A 15095-nucleotide genomic window follows, 5' to 3' on the forward strand; every position below is an offset into this window, starting at 1 on the left:
CGAAACTGGAGCCGGCGATCCTAATTTGCCGCGCTTAATGCGGCGTCAACGGTCGCCCGCCCGCCGCTTCTCAGGCGGCGTTGCTCCGATCCCGAAATGCTTCCACCATCAAGGGGTTAAGGCCCAGTTCTGTCAGCGCGTCGCGGGCGCGGGCGTTGTCGAGCGCGCGGCCGGCTAGCCGGTGGCCGCTAAGGCGGTCCGGCAGCGCGGTCAAGAGCGCGCCCTGACCGAGCCGCCGCGCCCACTCCTGGAGGTCCTGCGCCAGGAACCGGTAGCCGCCGACGGCCATCACGCCGGACGGCGGCGCGGTGATATTGACCGCCCCGGTGACGCGGTCGAGCCGCGCCGCGTAGTCCGTATCGACGTAATCGCGCGGCGGCGACGCGATCAGGGAGTCGCTCGGCGGCGGAGGGGGCGCATAGGCCACGACCGGCACCATCGGTCCGCGCAGTCCCAACGTGCCGCGCGGCGTCAGCAGGATATCGCCCGCGATCGACGATCCCGGCAAATCGCGCGGCGCGCCGTGCGGGCCGGGTTTGATCAGAGCCGGCGAGCCATCCTCCGCGACCCGGCGGGCACCGAACAATCCGGCCTCGCCAAACAGATAGACATCCGTCAGCGTCGCCTGTTGCGCGGCCCAGCACGCGCTGGAGCCGACCTGCTCCGGGGTCCGCCACAGGCCGATGACATTGCGCAGGCTTGGCATCCGCGCGCCGAGGTGCAGTTCGTCCAGCCGCAGCGCCAGTTGGCCAGGAGCGATCAGCGTGTCGCAGGCCTGTTCATTGATCTGCTGCTCCAGCACCTCGTCGTCGAACGGATGGTGTAGCACCAGTGTTCCACCTGACAGCAGCCAGATCGCCAGCGACGAGGCGAGGCCGGCAAACGACATCGGCGAGAAGGCTGACAGAATGGTTGCACCCTGCGGCACGTCGCTTTCGAGCGACATGGCAAGGCCACCGGCGATCAGGCCGAGATGGGCGCGCGGCACCGGCCGAAAGCCGTCCGCGGTGACGTCAAAGGAAATCAGCGCCGCCTTGCGGCCATCCTGGATCACGGCGCGCGTGGTCGGGGATTCCCGGAAGATGGCGTTGTCGAGCGAGGCCATGCCCTCCGGCAGGTCGCCGCCGAAGCCGCAGACATGGCGGATCGAGAACGCCTCGGCGGCGGCGTTCATGGCGAGATCCGAGTAGATCACGCCATCGATTCTGCCCGAGGTCACGATCGCCCGCGCGGCGGTGCGGTTGAGCGCCATGGTCAATTCCGACTGCCGCCAGAGCAGCGGCAGCACCGCCACGACGAGGCCCGCGCGGAAGGCGGCCAGCACGGTGAGCGCGAATTCGATGGTGTTGGGCAGTTGAACCGCGATCACCGAATTGGACGGCAAGCCGGATTCGATGAAGTGCGCAGCCAGCGACGAGATCATGCGGTCGGCCTGCGCGAAGGTGAGACGCTTCGGCGGCTGGCCGGTGATGCGCGGCTTGTTGGGGGGATCGACCAGCGCCAGCGCGTCGGGCTGCCGTGCCAGGTTCCGTTTGAACAACGTATCGAGCGTTGGCGAAGCGGTGGGCTGGGTCACGGCGTTACTTCGGCTCTGTCGCGGGGGTTGGATCGGTTGGCAAGTTCACTTCGTTTCCGGCTTCTGCCACCAGGTTTCCGGCAGGTAGCCCGTCAACGCGGTCGCTGTAGGTTGTTCTACCCGATTCCACCGCGCAATCCATTGCTCCTGCACGTTGAACACCGGAATTGCGTAGAAGCCCGCCATCAGGACGCGATCGAGCGCCCGCACCGCCGAGACGAAGGCCGGGCGCTCGCGCGCCTCGAGCAGCGCCGCAATCAGGGCGTCGATGGCGGGCTCCTTGGCCCCCATGTAATTCCGGGTGCCGGGAATGTCGGCGGCCTGGCTGCCAAAATAGAAGGACTGCTCGTTGCCGGGGGACAGCGACTGGTCCCAGCGGTTCTGCAGCATGTCGAACTCGTAGCCGAGCCGGCGCTGGTCGAATTGCACGGGATCGACCGCGCGGACGCTGGCCTCGATGCCGGCGCGCTTGAGGTCGCGCTGATAGGCCAGCGCGATCCGCTCCTGGTCGCGCGTGGTCACCAGGATTTCGAAGGTGAGTGGCGTCCCGGTCGAACGCTGCCGCAGCACGCTTCCATCGAGATGGTAACCGGCCTCTGACAACAATTTGAGCGCGCTGCGCAGCGTCGTGCGATCGCGCCCCGATCCGTCGGTGACGGGCAGGCGGTAACTGCCGTCGAGAATATCCGGCCGGATTCGCTCGGCGAACGGTTTCAACAGTTCGCGCTCACGATCGTCGGCCGGGCGGGCATAGGCGGATAGTTCGGACCCAGCGAAAAAGCCTGCCGCGCGCGCATAAAGTCCGAAAAAGTAATTGCGGTTGATCCACTCGAAATCGAACAGCAGCGTCAGCGCCTGTCGCACGCGGATGTCTGAAAACACCGGACGCCGCGTGTTGAACACCAGGAACTCCGACGGCTGCGGCATCCCCGTCTTGATGGTGTCGCGGATCAATTCGCCGCTCCGGGCGGCCGGAAAATCATAGCCGTCGTGCCAGCGCAGCGGTTCGTGCTCGACGCGAAAGTCATAGAGGCCGCGCTTGAAGGCCTCGAACTGGCCGTTGGAGTCGCGATAGAAGTCGAGCCTGATCTCGTCGAAGTTCCATAGCCCGCGATTCACCGGCAGGTCGCGGCCCCAATAGTCGGGATTGCGGGTCAGCGTGATGCTGGCCCCCGGCCTGACGGCGGTGACGCGATAGGGGCCGGAACCGACCGGTCCGGTCATCGTGGTTTCCTCGAAGGTCGCCGGATCGACCGCATGCCGCGGCAAGACCGGCATCAGACCCAGGATCAATGGAAGTTCGCGGTCGTTGGCGCCGCCGAAATCGAACCGCACGGTGAGCGGACCGGGCGCCTCCGCCTTTGCGACTTTGGAATAGTACTGGCGGTGATTGGGGCGGCCCTTGTCACGCAGCAAGGCCCACGAAAACAGGACGTCTTCTGCCGTAACCGCCTTGCCGTCAGCGAAGCGCGCTTTGGGGTCGAGGCGGAAGGTAACGTAACTGCGCGCGTCGTCGGTTTCGACGGTTTTGGCTAGCAAGCCATAGAGCGTGAAAGCCTCGTCATTGCCGCGCGCCATCAGGCTCTCGACCACAAAGCCCCTGATCTGCTGAACCGCGAGTCCGCGGACGATCAGGGGATTGAGGCTGTCGAAGGTTCCGAGGGCGCCCCAGACCAGCCGCCCGCCCTTCGGCGCGTCCGGATTGGCGTAGGGCAGATTCGTGAAACCGGCAGGAAGAGCAGGCGCGCCGTGCATCGCCAGCGCGTGGCTTTCGGCCGCCTTGGCTTCGTGGACCGGCGCGAGCGGCGTCACACCCAGCGCGAGGGCAATGCCGGCCAGCACACGCAGGCGGATACGCCCGGAGACGGTCATAGGGAGACGGTGATTTGATTCGAAAATGCGCACGAAGAAAGCTTTACCATAGGCTTTGGCCTCGGCCTGCGGGGAACGCCAAAGACGCTTGTTGGCATTGATCTTTTCGTCTGCCGCTGTATTGAAGGCGGGCAGTTGATGACCGCGGGAACGCCCGTCACGTATCCGCCTCAATTGCCAACGAGACAGCCGCCCCAGCGCGGCTTGGTGTCGGTGCCTGTAGCGGTTTCGGGCGCTCCGGTTCAGAAAGGGTTTTCCGCAATGAATTTCCGTATCTTGGCCGCGTCGATTCGGCCGCGTGGGCAGGTCTTGGCCCTGTTGGCGGCCTCGGCAATGTCGGCAACGTTGATCGCGTCGGGCGCGCAAGCCCAGCAGCCTGCGCCGGCGCCCGGGGCCCCGAAGGCCCCCGCGCCTGCCGCTCCGAAAGCGCCTCCGAAGGCTGCTCCCAAGGCTCCTGGCGGCGCTCCCGCGGCACAGGCCCCTCCGGCTGGCGCTCCCGCCGGCACCCCTCCGCCACAGGAGCAGCAGGTCCAGCTGATCTACGCGCCCTGGACCAAGTTCTGCCTCAAGGGTCAGGAAGCCGGCGCCAAGCAGGTTTGCTTCACCGGCAAGGACGGCCGCATCGAGTCGGGTCAACCTGTCATCGCCGCCGTCATCATCGAGCCGGAAGGCGAGCCCAAGAAGCTCCTGCGCGTGACCTTGCCGCTCGGCATGCAGCTCGTGCACGGAACCCGGATCATCATTGATAACAATCCGCCGCAGCAGGGCCCCTATGTCATCTGTTTCCAGAACGGTTGCATGTCGGATTACGAAGCAACGCCCGAGCTGATTGCCAACTTGAAGAAGGGCCAAAATCTCGTTGTTCAGGCGATCAATTCCAACGGCGCGCCGCTGACGCTGCCGCTGCCGCTCACCGGTGAATTCGCCAAGGCCTATGACGGTCCGCCGACCGATCCGAAGCAGTTCGAGGAAAACCAGAAGAAACTGCAGGAAGAGCTGCAGAAGCGTGCTGAAGAGCAGCGCAAGAAGCTGGAGGCAGCCCAGCCGGGCGGCGCCACGGCAAATCCGGCGGCGAAATAACAGCCGCACCATTCGGCAACAACAAAAGGCGCCCGACCGGGGCGCCTTTTTCCTTGCGGGAAGGAGAAAGCTAGTTGAGTGACGGATTGCGCGGGCGGTAGCCGCCGGACTTGTCCTTCACAAAGATCTCGGCCACCTGCGAGTGCCGGATCGGTTCGCCGGAATCGTCAGGCAAGAGATTCTGCTCGGAGACGTAGGCGACGTATTCGGACTCCGAATTTTCCGCGAGTAGGTGATAGAACGGCTGATCCTTGTCAGGCCGAACCTCCTCGGGGATCGACAACCACCATTCCTCGGTATTGTTGAATTCCGGATCGATATCGAAAATCACGCCCCGGAATGAAAACACCCGGTGGCGGACGATCTGCCCGATCTGAAATTTGGCGGTGCGCGCTTTAATCATGTCCCGTCGAATAGACCATGATTGTGGCCGATGCTAGGGGCAATAGGACGAATTAACCTTTACGCGTGGTGGCCATATCCGGCGCCATCTCCCCAAAATCACTGACGAAAAGACGTTTTACGAGATGGTCGACATCCTCAACCTCGCGCTTCCCTATTTCGGCCTGATCTTCATCGGCTTTGCCTGCGGCAAGGCCAAAGGGCTGCCGGAATCGGGCCTCGCCTGGATGAACTTCTTCCTGCTCTACGTCTCGCTGCCGGCCCTGCTATTCCGTATCATGTCGGAGACGCCGTTTTCCGAACTGAACAACCCGCCTTTTCTGATCGCAACCACGCTTGCGACCGTGAGTGCCTTCGTGCTTGCCATGGTCGCAGGCCGCATCATCGGCGAACTGTCGCTGCGCAAGGCGACGATGGCGGGCCTTGCCGGCGCTTACGGCAATATCGGCTATATGGGCCCCGGGCTGGCCCTGGCGGTGCTCGGAGCCAAGGCGGCGGCGCCGACCGCGCTGATCTTCTGCTGCGACAGCATCTTCCTGTTCACGATCGTGCCGCTGCTGATGGCATTGAGCGATCGCAAGCACCCGTCGTTCCTGCACGCCATTGGCATCGCCGCGCGGCAGATCGTGCTCAATCCACTGATCATGTCCGCAGCCGCGGGGGCGCTTGTCGCGGCGTTGCACATTCAAGTGCCGGTCGCCGTCGACAGGACCTTGCTATTTCTCCAGAACGCGGCGGCACCGACGGCGCTGTTCGTGCTGGGCGTTACCGTGGCGCTGCGCCCGTTCGACCGGGTGCCCTGGGAAGTGCCCGGCGTGATCGCGATCAAGCTCGTGATCCATCCGCTTATCGTGTTCGGGCTGATGCTGCTGTTCGGCCCGTTCGCGCAGCCCTGGGCCGCGACCGCCGTCCTGATGGCCGCGCTGCCGCCGGCGCTGAACGTGTTCGTGATCGCCCGGCAGAACAGCACCTGGATCGAGCCGGCGTCCGTCGCCGTCCTGATCGGAACCTTCGCCTCCGTGGTCACGCTGACCAGCGTGATGTGGTTCATCCAGAGCGGACGGCTGGTGTTTCCGTAAGTGGGCGCGGAAATACAAAATCGCGAAAACAACCCCATGCAAAGTAGAGTTGGGCTAAAGCGCGATGAGATTTGGATGAATCGTCATCGCGCTTTAGATCTTTGTTTGAGCATGATCTTTTCGGAAAACCGCTTCACACTTTTCCGGATCATGCCCTAGGCCGCAGCCCTCACGCTGGTGTCCGGAGCTAGCTGACGCGCTTCCAGGTCGGCGCCAGCCCCTCGCGCATCGCAAGCCGCCGCAGCGGGCCGAACGAGCCGAGCAGGTGCATGCCTGCAGCACGCAGCGATTGCATGGGCAGGAAATCGCTGAGTAAAGAGCGGTTGGCGACATCGATCGCGATCAACCGGCTCGCGACGTCGGCGCGGCGGGCGGACTGATAGCGCGCCAGCACGGCCGGCGACCCCGGATCCTCGCCGAGCGAGATCGCACTGCCTGCGATGTCGGCGATATCGGCCGCATCGCGCAATCCCATGTTGAGGCCCTGGGCGCCGATCGGCGGCACGACGTGGGCGGATTCACCGACCAGCGCGACGCGATGGCTGGCGAATTGCTCGGGACGCTCGATCGTCAGCGGAAACAGATTGCGCCCGGCTTCGACCTGGACACGGCCGAGAATGGAATGGGACTGCCTTTCCGCGCCTTCCGACAATTCCTCATCGCTGAGCGACATCAGCCGCTCGGCTTCTTTGGTCGCCGAAACCCAGACCACGCTGCAGCGGTTGCCGGGCAGGGGCACGAATACGCATGGTCCTTGCGCGGTGTGAAACTCGGTGGAGATTGCGTTATGCGGCCGAGAATGGGAGATGTTGAAGGTCAGCGCCGACTGATGAAGGTCGCGGCGGCTGGTCCTGATGCCGGCCGCCTCGCGGGACGGTGATTGCCGCCCGTCTGCGCCGATCACGAGCCGCGCGGAAAGTTGCTCACCCTTGCCGGTACGAATGGCGACTATCGCATCCTGCGGGTCGATCGTGGCGGCCTCGTCGGCATATCGAGTCAAATTGGAAAGTTCGGCGGCGCGCTCTTCGAGGGCAACCATTAACGATCGGTTGTCGATGTTGTAGCCGAACTGTTCGAGACCGATCTCCTCCGAGGAAAACCGCACCTCGGGAGCGCGGATCAGCCGGCCGGTGTCGTCGACGAGGCGCATGGTCCGCAACGCGGCGGCCTTGTCGCGGCAGCGCGGCCAGACCTCGATACGTTCGAGCAGCTCGGTGGAAGCCCCCAACAGCGCGGTGGTGCGGTTGTCGCCGTAAGGGACGCGCCGCGCGAGCAGGGCGGTTTTCGCGCCGGTGGCAGCCAGCGCGATCGCTGCGGTCAACCCCGCCGGCCCGCCGCCGATCACGGCGGCGTCATAAACTTGAGATGCATCATTCATATCGAGACAATTGACGCTCGGGCGGGCATTTTCAAGCCATCAACCGGCCGAAATGTTTCCGCCCAATCGCGCGGCGGAACGCCGCAAAGCGCCGATATGCAAATCGAGGCGATTCCTGATAGCACTGCCGGAGCAATGGACCAGACCACAGAGCCAGATTCCGCTCCCACGACCAGCCGAATGCGGATCGCAGCATTCGCCGTCCACGTCTTCACGGCGTTGGGCGCGGGCATCGCGCTGCTGGCGATGCTAGAGGCCGTTCGCGAACATTGGGCCAATATGTTCGGCTGGCTTGGCGTTGCCCTGATCATCGATGCCATCGACGGGCCGCTGGCACGAAAGCTGGATGTGGTGCGGCTGCAGCCGAACTGGTCGGGCGACGTGCTCGATCTCGTCGTCGATTTCGTGACCTATGTCTTCGTGCCTGCCTATGCGATCACCGCGAGCGGGTTGCTGTTGCCTGTGGCGGCGCCGCTGCTCGGCATCGGCATTATGGTTTCCGGTGCGCTCTATTTCGCCGACCGGCGCATGAAGGCGTCCGACAATCACTTCCGCGGCTTTCCAGCGCTGTGGAACGCGGCGGCGTTTTATTTGTTCTTGCTGCACCTGCCGCCGGTCCTGTCGACTCTCGGAATAGCAACCCTGATCGCGCTCACATTCGCCCCGTTTCATGTGCTGCATCCGATCCGGGTGGTGCGGCTACGCTGGCTGACCCTGTGGCTGATGGCCATTGGAGCCGTGCTGGCGATCTATACGCTTATCTGCGATTTCAACGTGGGGGCTCCCATCGTCGCCGCGCTTTGCGCCATTGCGGCTTACGTAATAGGAAGTGACGCCGTGATCCGGCAAATCAAGTCGTTCAGGGCATGATGGAATTATTGACGAGCCCGGAAGCCTGGGCGGCGCTGTTGACATTGACGGCGCTGGAAATCGTGCTCGGCATCGACAACGTCATTTTCATCTCCGTGATCGTCTCGCGCATCCCACCGGTGCAGGCCAAACGCGCCCGTCAGATCGGCTTGCTGCTGGCGCTGGTGTTCCGCATCGTGCTGCTCACCTTGCTGGTGTGGCTGATCGGCCTGACTGAGCCCGTCATCACGGTAAAGAATGTCGAACTGTCCTGGCGGGACATCATCCTGATTGCCGGCGGAGCCTTCCTGATTGCGAAGGCGACGCATGAAATTCATGGCGAGGTCGAGGCGAGCGATGGCGAGCCCAATGCCGAACCCAGGGCCAGCGCATTTTTCTGGGTGATCCTGCAGATCATCGTCATCGACATCGTGTTCTCGCTGGACTCGATCATCACCGCGATCGGCATGGCGCAGGATCTGGAGATCATGGTTACAGCCGTCGTGATCGCATGCGTCGTCATGTACGTCTCGTCGGGGCCGGTGGCCCGGTTCGTTGCCAATCACCCCACCACCAAGATGCTGGCACTGGCATTCCTGGTGCTGATCGGCGTGGCGCTGGTGGCGGACGGATTCAAATTCCACATTCCGCGCGGCTATATCTACTTTGCGATGTTGTTCTCGGCCGCCGTCGAACTGTTCAACGTGCTCGCCAGGCGCAATCGCAGGAAGGCCGCCAGACCACCGGTCAGTTGACAAGCCGGCGGCGATGGCTTTCGTTGCGCTCTGATGGCTTTCGTTGCGCGCTCAAGTTGGGCGCTTGAGCAAACACCGAGGGAGAGACTGTCATGACCAAGGCCGTGCGCGTGCACAAGGTGGGGGGACCGGAAGCCCTGGTGTATGAGGACGTCGAGGTCCCGGCACCGGGCCCGGGCGAGGTTCGCATCCGTCAGCATGCCGTCGGGCTGAACTTCATCGACGTCTATTTCCGCACCGGCCTCTACAAGGCACCGGGGCTGCCGTTCATTGCCGGCAATGAGGCCGCCGGCGAGGTTGTGGCCGTAGGCCCAGGCGTTACCAATTTTCATCCCGGCGATCGCGTCGCCTATTATTACACGCTCGGCGGCTACGCCGGCGAGCGGGTGATCCCGGCCGACAAGCTGGTCAAGCTGCCCGACCACATCACCTATGAGCAGGGCGCCGTCCTGATGCTCAAGGGCCTGACGGTCTGGTACCTCCTGCACAAGACCTTCAAGGTCGAACCTGGCCATCGCGTGCTGATCCATGCCGCCGCAGGCGGCATCGGTCTCTTGGCCTGCCAATGGGCCAAGGCGCTCGGGGCGCACGTGATCGGCACCGTCGGCTCCAAGGCCAAGGCCGACCTCGCGCTCGCCAACGGCTGCGATCACGTCATCCTCTATAACGAAGAGGACTTCGTGGCTCGCGTCAAACAGATCAGCCGTAACGAGCTCTGCGACGTCGTCTATGACGGCGTCGGCAAGACCACCTTCCCGGGCTCGCTGTCGTGCTTGCGGCCACGCGGCCTGTTCGTGAGCTTCGGCAATGCCTCCGGTCCGGTGCCGCCGTTCCCGCTCGCCGAACTCAACAATCACGGCTCGCTGTTTGCGACCCGGCCGAAGCTCAATGACTATGTCAGCACCCGCAAGGACCTGCTCGAAGGCGCCGACACGCTGTTTGCCGCCGTCATCAACGGCAAGCTCCACGTGCCGATCAATCATGCCTACGCGCTGAAGGACGCGGCGAAGGCGCATACCGAGTTGGAGAGCCGGGCGACGACGGGAGCGGCGATCTTAAGGCCGTAGATCCCTCCGCCGTCATTCCGGGATGGTGCGTAAGCACCAGACCCGGAATCTCGAGATTCTCCGATGCGCAATTGCGCATCGTAGTTCGATGCTGCGCATCGCCTCGGTATGACGATCGAAAGATTCAAGCCACCCTTCGTGCTGCCCCAGCCTTGACCAGGATCGCATCAAGGCAGTCGACCATCAGCGATATCTCCTCGCGCGTGACGTTGAGCGCGGGCATGAAGCGCAGCGCATCGGGCTGCGGCGAGTTGATGAGGACGCCGTCCGCAAGCGCCTCGGCCACGATCGCGGCACCGATCGGCAGTTTTAGATCGAGCGCGAGCAACAGCCCGCGGCCGCGCACCTCGCCGAGGCCGTGACGCGCGGACAGTTTCTGCAATTCGCTTTCCAGGAACAGGCCGGCATCCGCTGCCGCTTTCAGAAATTCCGGCTTCGAAACCTCCTCGAGCACTGCAAGCCCTGCGGCGCACATCAACGGGTTGCCGTTGAACGTGCCGCCCTGGTCGCCGTGCTCGAAGCAGGAGACGTGTTCGGTGGCGAGCAGGGCCGCCAACGGCACACCGCCGCCGATGCCTTTGCCGAGCGTCATGATGTCGGGCTCGATGCCGGCGTGTTCGTAGTGGAAGAGTTTTCCGGTCCGGCCCATGCCGGTCTGGATCTCGTCGACGATCAGCAGCAGGCCATGCTCTTGGGTGAGTGCCCGCAACTCCCTTAGGAATTGATCGGTTGCCGGCCAGACGCCGGCTTCCCCCTGGATCGGCTCCAGCATCACGGCGACCGTGTTGTCCGAGATCAGCGCCTTCACTGAATCGAGATCGTTGAGCTTAGCTTTGCGGAAGCCTGATACCTTTGGCTCGAATAGCGGCTCGAACGCCTTCTTGCCCGATGCCGACATGGTCGCGAGCGTGCGGCCGTGAAATCCGCCTTCGAAGGTGATGATTTCGAATGCGCCGTTCTTGTATTTAGCGCCGTATTTCCGGGCGAGCTTGATGGCGCCTTCGTTGGCTTCCGCGCCGGAATTGGCGAAGAACACCTGATCGAAGCAACTCTTTTCCACGAGCGCCTGCGCCAGCTTCAGGCTGGGGCCATTGTAGAAGGCGGGACTTGGCGTGAGCAGCAATTTGGCCTGCGCGGCAAGTGCTTCGGCTACCACCGTCGGCGAATGGCCGAGGCAGTTGACGGCCCAACCCTGCATGAAGTCGAGATAGCGCTTGCCGGCATCATCCCAGAGATACGCGCCTTCGCCGCGAACGAACACGGCCTGCGGGCGGGCGGTGATGTTCATCAGCGCGTCGAACGGATGGGCAGCATGGGTCATGTCGATCTCCAGGTGGTCTTGAGGGGAAAGGGCAGGCCGAAACGCAAGAAGGCCGCACTTTTGAGGGTGCGGCCTTCTCGAAAACGTGGCTGAAACTAGCTGATCAGCGTTGTCGTCGGACATGGCGCGCCCCATCATCGTCGCGGGAGCGACGACGCAGGCAGGCGCGGCGGTTGGTCCGGTTCAGTTTCATGCGATGGCCCATACAGCCGAACGGTGCGCCATGTCAAGCGGCGGCTTCGCCTGAGGGTCGTGAGATCAAATCGATCCGCAATGGCGGAATTAGTCGGCGATGAACAACGGGCAGGGTCTTCGGAGCGGGAGAATGATTGTTCGATCCCGTCAAAATCCGGCGACGCTGCCGTGCAAGTCGTATTGATCGGCGCGCTCGATCTTCGCGGTCACGATCTCGCCGACCTTCAGCGGGCGGCGGCTGGAGAGATAGACTGCGCCATCGATCTGCGGCGCGTCGGCCTTTGAACGACCCTTTGCGACCGTCGGCCCGACTTCGTCGACGATGATCTGCTGCCTGGTGCCGACCTTGCGCTTGAGACGACGGGCGGAGATCTTCTGCTGCCGCGCCATCAGCGCGTTCCAGCGCTCCTGCTTCACCTCATCAGGCACGGCATTTCCGATCGCATTCGATGCAGCACCCGCGACTGGCTCGTATTTGAAGCAGCCGAGGCGATCGATCTCGGCCTCTTCAAGCCAGTCGAGCAAATAAGCAAAATCGGAATCGGTCTCGCCGGGGAAACCGACGATGAAGGTGGAGCGCAGCGTCAGGTCAGGACATTCCTCGCGCCACTTCTGGATCCGCGCCAGCGTCTTCTCCTGCGCGGCGGGACGCTTCATGGCTTTCAGGACGTCCGGGCTCGCATGCTGGAAGGGAATATCGAGATAGGGCAGGATCTTGCCCTCCGTCATCAGGCCGATGACTTCGTCGACATGCGGGTAGGGGTAGACATATTGCAGCCGCACCCAGGCGCCGAGTTCGCCGAGTTCCTTGGCGAGGTCGAAGAATTTGGCGCGGACCTGACGGTCCTTCCACGAACTCTCCGCGTACTTCACGTCCACGCCATACGCCGACGTGTCCTGCGAGATAACGAGCAACTCCTTAACGCCGGCTGCGACAAGCCTTTCTGCCTCGCGCAGCACGTCGTTGGCCGGACGCGACACCAGGTCGCCGCGCAGTCTTGGGATGATGCAGAAGCTGCAGCGATTGTTGCAGCCTTCGGAAATTTTCAAATAGGCGTAGTGGCGCGGCGTCAGCTTGACGCCCTGTGGCGGCACCAGATCGAGGTGCGGATTATGGACCGGCGGCAGGGCCCGGTGCACAGCCTCCAGCACGCTCTCATATTGCTGCGGGCCCGATATCGAGAGCACGCCCGGATAGGCCGCCTCGATCTGCTCGGGTTCCGCGCCCATGCAGCCGGTGACGATGACCTTCCCGTTCTCCGCCATGGCCTCGCCGATGGCGCCGAGCGATTCCTGCTTGGCGCTGTCGAGGAAGCCGCAGGTGTTGACGATCACGATGTCGGCGCCGTCATGCTTTCGGGCCAGCTCATAGCCTTCAGCGCGTAGCCGGGTGATAATGCGCTCGGAATCCACCAGCGCCTTGGGGCACCCAAGCGAAACAAAGCTGATCTTGGGCGCAGCGGCCTGTTGCATATCTAAATCTGCCTGATTGATGAGCACGAACTAGTCCCAATTGTCCATAATTACAAGGCTTTGCGCCGGCTTTTGACGTGCTATGGATGCTCGGCCGGGTTAAGAGTTGATCGATGAGCGCTGAGTCATCGCCGAAAATCGTGATTGTCGACGAAAGCCCGATCCGGGCCGCGATCCTGGAAGAGGGGTTGCGGGAGGCGGGCTTTACCGGCGTCGTGCATATCAGCGAAATGCAGAGCCTGCTGGCGCGGATCTATGCGCTCGACCCCGACGTGATCCTGATCGACCTGGAAAACCCCAGCCGCGACGTTCTGGAACAGATGTTCCAGGTCAGCCGCGCGGTGCGGCGGCCGATCGCGATGTTCGTCGACCAGAGCGACGCGGCCTCGATCCAGGCCTCCGTCGATGCCGGAGTTTCCGCCTACATCGTGGACGGCCTGAAGAAGGAGCGGATCAAGCCGATTCTCGACCTCTGCATTTCCCGCTTCAATGCCTTCTCCAAGCTGCAGGACGAGCTCGATCGCACCAAGTCGGCGCTCGAGGAGCGCAAGGTGATCGATCGCGCCAAGGGAATCCTGATGAAGGTGAAGGGCCTCACCGAAGAGGAGGCCTATGTGCTGATGCGCTCCACCGCGATGCGCGAAAAAAAGAAGATCGGCGAGATCGCGCAGTCGATCCTGACCGCGTCGGAGTTGCTGAAATGACCACACCGCTGCATATCGGCTTCATTCCGCTGGTCGACGCGGCCGCGCTGATCATCGCCGTCGACAAGGGCTTTACGGCCGCTGAAGGGCTCGACGTCACGCTGGTGCGGGAAGTGTCGTGGTCCAACGTTCGCGACAAGCTCAATATCGGCCTGTTCGATGCGGCGCATCTGCTGGCGCCGGTGGCGATCGCCTCGAGCCTGGGGCTGGGCCACGTCAAGGTGCCGATCGTGGCGCCATTCAATCTCGGCCTCAATGGCAACGCGATCACGGTATCGCCGGCGCTGCACGCCGCGATCATGAGCGAGATCGACGGCGACCCGCTCGATCCGATGGCCACGGCACTGGCGCTCGCCCGCGTCGTGGCCGCCAGGCGCAAGAGCGGCGCGGAACCGCTGACGTTCGGCATGACGTTCCCGTTCTCCACCCATAATTACCAGCTCCGGTTCTGGATGGCGGCGGGTGGTGTCGATCCTGACGAGGACGTTCGGCTGGTGGTGCTGCCGCCGCCCTACATGGTGGACAGCCTTGCCAATGGCCATGTCGATGCGTTCTGCGTCGGCGCGCCCTGGAACTCGGTTGCGGTCGATCTCGGCGTCGGCCACATCCTGCATTTCGTCTCGGATATCCTGGTGCGCGCGGCGGAAAAGGTTCTCGCGGTCAGGCAAAGCTGGTCGGAGAAGAACCCGAAAGTGCTGGCCTCCCTGATCCGGGCGGCCGCCCACGCCGCCGAATACATCGAGGATCCCGGAAACCGTGCCGAGGCTGCCCATGTCCTGGCGCGGCCCGAACGGCTCGGCGTCGGCGCCGAGGTGATCCAGCGCACCCTCGACGGCCGACTGAAGGTTTCACCCGACGGCCAGCGGCGCGAGAGCGGCCGCTATCTGCTGGTCGGGCGCGAAGGGGCGGGCCGGCCCGATCCGGCGCAGGCCGCCTGGCTTTATGCCCAGATGGTGCGCTGGGGACAGACTGAGATGCGGCCTGACGCGCTGCGGACTGCCATGGCGGTCTTCAGGCCCGAACTCTATGACGCCGCCATGGGACGTCCGGGGGCGGCTTCCAATGCACATGGCGCCATCGGTGCCTTTGCCGGCCCCGCGTTCGACCCCGGAGACATCGCCGGGCATCTGGCGGCGTTCAAGATTGGGCATTGGAAGCCATAAGCCGATCGATTGAAGCGATATTAGGCAATTCTCTAGCCCGTCTATTTTATAGGCAGTCTGCTTAGCAATCATCTATGAAGCAGGCTTCATAGCTTCGAGCTCCTGCTCGGAACAGATTGAAATTTCGAAAGATTCCTCGCGACGCGACCTGGCACGCAACTTGTATGGTGCAGTGCGGTCG

At 63.4% G+C, this 15095-nt stretch carries 13 protein-coding genes; 7 read left to right on the plus strand and 6 right to left on the minus strand.

What is annotated here, in order from left to right; genetic code table 11:
• Positions 1-70: 70 nt before the first annotated feature.
• On the minus strand, positions 71-1576 hold the full coding sequence (locus LMTR13_RS19910; protein ID WP_065729310.1) for an AMP-binding protein: 1506 nt from the start codon (positions 1574-1576) through the stop codon (positions 71-73).
• Between the two features lie 45 nt (positions 1577-1621).
• Positions 1622-3448, minus strand: a complete 1827-nt coding sequence (locus LMTR13_RS19915) for an extracellular solute-binding protein (protein WP_065729311.1) — start codon at positions 3446-3448, stop codon at positions 1622-1624.
• 261 nt (positions 3449-3709) lie between these two features.
• Between LMTR13_RS19915 and LMTR13_RS19920 the strand changes: the two genes are divergently transcribed.
• Positions 3710-4528: an invasion associated locus B family protein gene (locus tag LMTR13_RS19920; protein ID WP_065729312.1), complete on the plus strand. Its 819-nt coding sequence runs from the start codon at positions 3710-3712 to the stop codon at positions 4526-4528.
• Positions 4529-4598: 70 nt separating this feature from the next.
• Here LMTR13_RS19920 and hspQ read toward each other — a convergent pair whose 3' ends face one another.
• Entirely contained in the window at positions 4599-4931 is a 333-nt protein-coding gene (gene hspQ / locus LMTR13_RS19925; protein WP_028346018.1) for a heat shock protein HspQ, read from the minus strand.
• Positions 4932-5055: 124 nt separating this feature from the next.
• Between hspQ and LMTR13_RS19930 the strand changes: the two genes are divergently transcribed.
• On the plus strand, positions 5056-6009 hold the full coding sequence (locus LMTR13_RS19930; RefSeq protein WP_065729313.1) for an AEC family transporter: 954 nt from the start codon (positions 5056-5058) through the stop codon (positions 6007-6009).
• 187 nt (positions 6010-6196) lie between these two features.
• On the opposite strand, the gene LMTR13_RS19935 is transcribed toward LMTR13_RS19930, so the two are convergent.
• Positions 6197-7387: a UbiH/UbiF family hydroxylase gene (locus LMTR13_RS19935; RefSeq protein ID WP_065729314.1), complete on the minus strand. Its 1191-nt coding sequence runs from the start codon at positions 7385-7387 to the stop codon at positions 6197-6199.
• A 135-nt stretch (positions 7388-7522) separates the two neighbouring features.
• Between LMTR13_RS19935 and pcsA the strand changes: the two genes are divergently transcribed.
• The 3 genes from pcsA to LMTR13_RS19950 all read left to right on the plus strand — a co-directional run bounded on the left by pcsA (position 7523) and on the right by LMTR13_RS19950 (position 10058).
• On the plus strand, positions 7523-8257 hold the full coding sequence (pcsA, locus tag LMTR13_RS19940; protein WP_156795686.1) for a phosphatidylcholine synthase: 735 nt from the start codon (positions 7523-7525) through the stop codon (positions 8255-8257).
• Positions 8254-8991 carry a TerC family protein gene (locus tag LMTR13_RS19945; protein WP_065729316.1) on the plus strand — a complete coding sequence of 246 codons (738 nt, stop codon included), beginning with the start codon at positions 8254-8256 and terminating at the stop codon, positions 8989-8991. The genes pcsA and LMTR13_RS19945 overlap by 4 nt, the downstream gene beginning before the upstream one ends.
• Positions 8992-9083: 92 nt before the next feature.
• Entirely contained in the window at positions 9084-10058 is a 975-nt protein-coding gene (locus LMTR13_RS19950) for a quinone oxidoreductase family protein (protein ID WP_065729317.1), read from the plus strand.
• 124 nt (positions 10059-10182) lie between these two features.
• Here LMTR13_RS19950 and LMTR13_RS19955 read toward each other — a convergent pair whose 3' ends face one another.
• Together LMTR13_RS19955 and rimO are read right to left on the minus strand one after the other, a co-directional pair.
• On the minus strand, positions 10183-11379 hold the full coding sequence (locus tag LMTR13_RS19955; RefSeq protein WP_065729318.1) for an acetylornithine transaminase: 1197 nt from the start codon (positions 11377-11379) through the stop codon (positions 10183-10185).
• 342 nt (positions 11380-11721) lie between these two features.
• Positions 11722-13047: a 30S ribosomal protein S12 methylthiotransferase RimO gene (rimO, locus tag LMTR13_RS19960; protein ID WP_065729319.1), complete on the minus strand. Its 1326-nt coding sequence runs from the start codon at positions 13045-13047 to the stop codon at positions 11722-11724.
• A gap of 113 nt (positions 13048-13160) precedes the next feature.
• Between rimO and LMTR13_RS19965 the strand changes: the two genes are divergently transcribed.
• Both LMTR13_RS19965 and LMTR13_RS19970 read left to right on the plus strand, forming a co-directional pair.
• Positions 13161-13751, plus strand: a complete 591-nt coding sequence (locus tag LMTR13_RS19965) for an ANTAR domain-containing response regulator (protein WP_028346026.1) — start codon at positions 13161-13163, stop codon at positions 13749-13751.
• Positions 13748-14914 carry a CmpA/NrtA family ABC transporter substrate-binding protein gene (locus LMTR13_RS19970; RefSeq protein WP_065729320.1) on the plus strand — a complete coding sequence of 389 codons (1167 nt, stop codon included), beginning with the start codon at positions 13748-13750 and terminating at the stop codon, positions 14912-14914. The genes LMTR13_RS19965 and LMTR13_RS19970 overlap by 4 nt, the downstream gene beginning before the upstream one ends.
• Positions 14915-15095 lie beyond the last annotated feature (181 nt).

This window comes from Bradyrhizobium icense (assembly GCF_001693385.1).
GTDB lineage: Bacteria > Pseudomonadota > Alphaproteobacteria > Rhizobiales > Xanthobacteraceae > Bradyrhizobium > Bradyrhizobium icense.

What these genes read in the sequence shown, in the direction of transcription:
- LMTR13_RS19915 (WP_065729311.1), bottom strand. Translation starts at nt 3,448, where the DNA reads ATGACCGTCTCCGGGCGTATCCGCCTGCGTGTGCTGGCCGGCATTGCC.
- LMTR13_RS19920 (WP_065729312.1), top strand. Translation starts at nt 3,710, where the DNA reads ATGAATTTCCGTATCTTGGCCGCGTCGATTCGGCCGCGTGGGCAGGTC.
- hspQ (WP_028346018.1), bottom strand. Translation starts at nt 4,931, where the DNA reads ATGATTAAAGCGCGCACCGCCAAATTTCAGATCGGGCAGATCGTCCGC.
- LMTR13_RS19930 (WP_065729313.1), top strand. Translation starts at nt 5,056, where the DNA reads ATGGTCGACATCCTCAACCTCGCGCTTCCCTATTTCGGCCTGATCTTC.
- LMTR13_RS19935 (WP_065729314.1), bottom strand. Translation starts at nt 7,387, where the DNA reads ATGAATGATGCATCTCAAGTTTATGACGCCGCCGTGATCGGCGGCGGG.
- pcsA (WP_156795686.1), top strand. Translation starts at nt 7,523, where the DNA reads ATGGACCAGACCACAGAGCCAGATTCCGCTCCCACGACCAGCCGAATG.
- LMTR13_RS19945 (WP_065729316.1), top strand. Translation starts at nt 8,254, where the DNA reads ATGATGGAATTATTGACGAGCCCGGAAGCCTGGGCGGCGCTGTTGACA.
- LMTR13_RS19950 (WP_065729317.1), top strand. Translation starts at nt 9,084, where the DNA reads ATGACCAAGGCCGTGCGCGTGCACAAGGTGGGGGGACCGGAAGCCCTG.
- LMTR13_RS19955 (WP_065729318.1), bottom strand. Translation starts at nt 11,379, where the DNA reads ATGACCCATGCTGCCCATCCGTTCGACGCGCTGATGAACATCACCGCC.
- rimO (WP_065729319.1), bottom strand. Translation starts at nt 13,047, where the DNA reads ATGCAACAGGCCGCTGCGCCCAAGATCAGCTTTGTTTCGCTTGGGTGC.
- LMTR13_RS19965 (WP_028346026.1), top strand. Translation starts at nt 13,161, where the DNA reads ATGAGCGCTGAGTCATCGCCGAAAATCGTGATTGTCGACGAAAGCCCG.
- LMTR13_RS19970 (WP_065729320.1), top strand. Translation starts at nt 13,748, where the DNA reads ATGACCACACCGCTGCATATCGGCTTCATTCCGCTGGTCGACGCGGCC.